We start from the raw sequence: 3,622 nt of genomic DNA on the forward strand, positions 1-3,622 counted from the left end.
CCGTGTCGGGGTGCCGCGAATTATACAGATGAGTTGCCGCGACGTCAAGCTTTTTCGGCTGATTTTTTCGCAAATTTCTCTGCTTGTTTCACAAGGTATTGATAATTCGCGAGTTTGGTTCGGCATTGTTATCAGCATTTTTTGCTTAGGTGGCGTTTCGGCCACGCGAATGCTCGTCTTTTGCTGACTTTTTGCCCGCATCTCCCCCGCTTTGCTCCTAATCCGGGGCGTAGGGGGGATGCAGGTGTTCGTTTGCGTGCGGGTAGGGGGCACGGGCTCGGTGCTGCGGGCAAGGCGCGGCGCCGCGGGGCAAGTCTCTCGGAGTGGCCGAGTGCGCGGCAGTCTGCGGGAGCGGGGAGGGGACGGGACAGGGCGAGACGGCGGGGTCGGATTCCGGCTTTTCTTTTCTCTGTCGCTGTGGCAGAATGTTGCGCGATGTTACCCATCGACACGATTAGCGAGGAGATTAAGGCGGCGGTGGCCGAGCCGGGATTCTGTGTGCTGCTGAGTGCGCCCACGGGGTCGGGCAAGTCGACCCGCGTGCCGCGCATGCTGGTTGATGCGGGCTGCGCCGCACGCGGCTGCATTTTGGTGGTGCAGCCGCGGCGTCTGGCGGCTCGCTTGTTGGCTGCTTATGTCGCCGGACAGTTTCCCTGCGCCCTCGGCGATGAGGTGGGCTACCGGGTGCGTTTTGACGCGCGTTGCAGTGAGCGCACGCGCATTCTGTTTACGACGGATGGTTTGCTGGAGCGCCGCTTGACGGATGATCCGGAGTTGCGCGGGGTGTCGGCCGTGATTTTCGACGAGGTGCACGAGCGGAGGCTTTCCGGGGATCTCTGTTTGGCGCGTGTGCTGGAGTTGCAGCGCGGGGCGAGGCCCGATATCGGGGCTTTTGTGATGTCGGCGACGCTGGAGTTGGATAAGTTGCAGGGCTATCTGCCGCAGGCCCGCGTGCTGCGTGCCGAGGGTCGCCTCTACCCGGTTGAGATTGCTTACCGACAGCCTGTGGCCGTGCGCGATCGCATGGGTTATGTGCGACCGCAGCCGGTCTGGGAGCAATGCTGCGAGGCGGTGCGCGAGCTGTGCGGGCACGAGGATGCGGGTGATATTCTTGTGTTTTTGCCGGGGGCGTACGAGATTCGCCGGACGGTCGAGCTGCTGGAGCAGGTGGGATGGATGCGGGGACGGGATGTTTTTGCGCTTCACGGGCAGATGACGCCTGAGGCGCAGGCGCGTGCGGTGGAGCGCGGCAAGCGCCCGCGGGTTATTGTCTCGACGAATATCGCGGAGACCTCTCTGACGATTGAGGGGGTGCGCTCGGTGGTTGATTCGGGCACGGCGCGGGAGGCACGCTGGGATCCGCAACGCGGTCTTTCGACGCTGCATGTGGTGCCGATTTCTCAGGCGCAGGCGGATCAGCGCACGGGGCGCGCCGGGCGCCTCGGGCCGGGGCGCTGTCTGCGGCTCTGGAGCGAGGCGGAGCAGAGGCGACGCCCGCCCTTCCCTGCGCCGGAGGTGCACCGCGCGGATTTGTCGGCGGCTTTTCTGCATTTGCTTTCATGGGGCTGCCGAGGCTTGGAGGGGGTGCTGCGCTTTCCTTGGCCCGATGCGCCGACGCAGGCTGAAAGCCGCCGAGCTTGGGATTTGCTGCGCGATTTGGGGGCGCTGACGGAGGATGAGACGGGGCTTTCGACGACGGGGCGCGCGCTGCTGCGCTACCCGCTGCCGCCGGTGACGGCCAAGCTGATGCTGCTGGGGCGCGAGGGCGGCTGCGAGGCGGAGGCTGCGGCGGTTTGCGCACTTTTGCAGGCCGAGCCCGTGGCGATGAGCTCGGGGCTGAGCAGTCAGCTGAGGCAGCCGGACGATTACAGTGATTTTCAGGCCGAGTGGCGGGCGGTGTGCTACGCGGCGGAGCAGCGTTTCGATGCGCAGGCTTGCGGCCGACTCGGCATCATGGGGCGCGCGGCTCGCGAGGTGCTGGCAAGTTTTCGCCAGCTGATGCGCGGGGAGGCCGAGGTGCATTTCGAGCGGGTGCAGGGCGGCTTGACGCGGGCTCTGCTGGGGGCGCTGCCGAGCCATGTCGCTATGCGCCACAGTGCGGCAACGGGTACGGCGCGGGTGACGGGGCGCCGCAGCGGACGCATTGCGGTGGATTCCGTGGCCAAGGACGGCGAGCTTTTTTTGGCGGCGGAGATGACGGAGGTGGGCGGAAAGAATGTGGAGACGCGCCTGAGCCGCTGCACGAGGTTGAGCGAGGGTGATTTGCAGCTGCACGAGGATACGGTGGCTCGCTATGATGCGAGCCGCAAGCGCGTTCTTTCGTTCCGCCGGCGGTTTTACCGCGATCTTGTTGTCGGGGAGCAGGAGCTCGGCGATGCTTCTCCCGAGGATGCCGCGCCGCTGCTGGCGGATCAGGTGCTGCGCGGCCATTTGCGGCTGGAGGGCTGGGACGGGCACGTTGTTCAGTGGATCAATCGCCTCAACTGCCTGCGCCAAGCCATGCCCGAGCTTGAGCTGCCGGCCTTTGAGGAGGATGATCGGCGCGTCGCCGTCACGATGCTCTGTGAAGGAGCCGTGAGTTACAAGGATATCCGCGAGCGCCCCGTGCTGCCGCTGCTCCGCGAATGGTTGAGCGGGATGCAGCGCGAGTGTCTCGATCGCTGCGCTCCCAAACAGTTGAGGCTGGAGAACGGGCGCGAGGTGAAGCTGCTGTATCGCGAGGACGGTACGCCGGTTATTTCGCTGAAGTGTCAGCAGCTCTTCGGGGTGACTAAGACGCCCGTCATTGCCGACGGGCGCGTGCGCTGCCTCGTCGAGATTCTCGCGCCGAACCAGCGCCCGTACCAGATCACCAACGACTTGCCTTCGTTCTGGAAAAACGGCTACCCGCAGATGAAAAAGGATCTCGCGGGGCGCTACCCCAAGCACGCCTGGCCCGACCTCTGAGGACGCCCCGCTGCGGCGGGCACGTCGCGGCGGCGAAGCTGAGGCGGGAGGCCGGGGATGCGCGGCGCCTGCCCGAAGGCCTTGCGCCCCCGAAGGAGGAGCAGGGTTCGCGGCTCGGTGCAGCCTTCCGAGTCGGAACGGCGGGAGGCCGGAGGATCGGGCGCCGCGCAGCGTTCGGATGCAGGCCGATCTCTCAGGAAAGGAGCTCGGCCCAGGTCTCGGCCTTGAATCCCGGCATCACGCCCTTGGGCGTTACCAGCAGGGGGCGCTTCACGAGCATGCCGTCCGAGGCCAGCAACTCGAGCTGTTCGTTCTCGCTCATCTCGGGCAGGCGGGACGCGAGCTGCATGTCGCGGTACTTCATGCCGGAGGTGTTGAAGAAGCGACGCAGCGGCAGACCGCTCGCCTGCCACCACGTGCGAAGTTCCTCCGCCGTGGGGTGCTGCTCCACGATGTGGCGATCTTCAACGCTGTAGCCCTGCTCTTTCAGCCAGGCTGCCGCCTTTTTGCAGGTTGTGCACTTCGGGTATTCCAGAAAGAGATTCGGTGTCATGTCGAGAATCATTCTACAAGAGCCGTGCGCCCGACGCAAGCCGAAAGCCGCCGAGGTGGAGGCAAACAATGTTATTTGCAAGCTCCGCGATATTTTTCTTGTCAAAGGACAAAAGAAGCGTAT

3 protein-coding genes are annotated in these 3,622 nt (G+C 64.9%); 2 read left to right on the forward strand and 1 reads right to left on the reverse strand.

The window, feature by feature from the left end; translation table 11 throughout:
* A partial coding sequence (locus tag AC6UAL_RS09495; protein ID WP_500683140.1) for a hypothetical protein occupies positions 1-187 on the forward strand: 187 nt, incomplete at its 5' end.
* Between the two features lie 248 nt (positions 188-435).
* Positions 436-2,946, forward strand: coding sequence for an ATP-dependent helicase HrpB (gene hrpB, locus AC6UAL_RS09500; RefSeq protein ID WP_500683141.1), 2,511 nt, complete (start codon positions 436-438; stop codon positions 2,944-2,946).
* Between the two features lie 193 nt (positions 2,947-3,139).
* Here the strand turns inward: hrpB and AC6UAL_RS09505 are convergent, their stop codons facing one another.
* The gene (locus AC6UAL_RS09505) at positions 3,140-3,499 is read right to left on the reverse strand and encodes an arsenate reductase family protein (RefSeq protein WP_500683142.1); all 360 of its coding nucleotides are present in this window, start codon (positions 3,497-3,499) and stop codon (positions 3,140-3,142) included.
* Between the last annotated feature and the right edge of the window lie 123 nt (positions 3,500-3,622).

Origin of the sequence: Candidatus Parakkermansia intestinigallinarum (assembly GCF_944389695.1) — a bacterium.
Taxonomy (GTDB): Bacteria; Verrucomicrobiota; Verrucomicrobiia; order Verrucomicrobiales; family Akkermansiaceae; genus Akkermansia; species Akkermansia intestinigallinarum.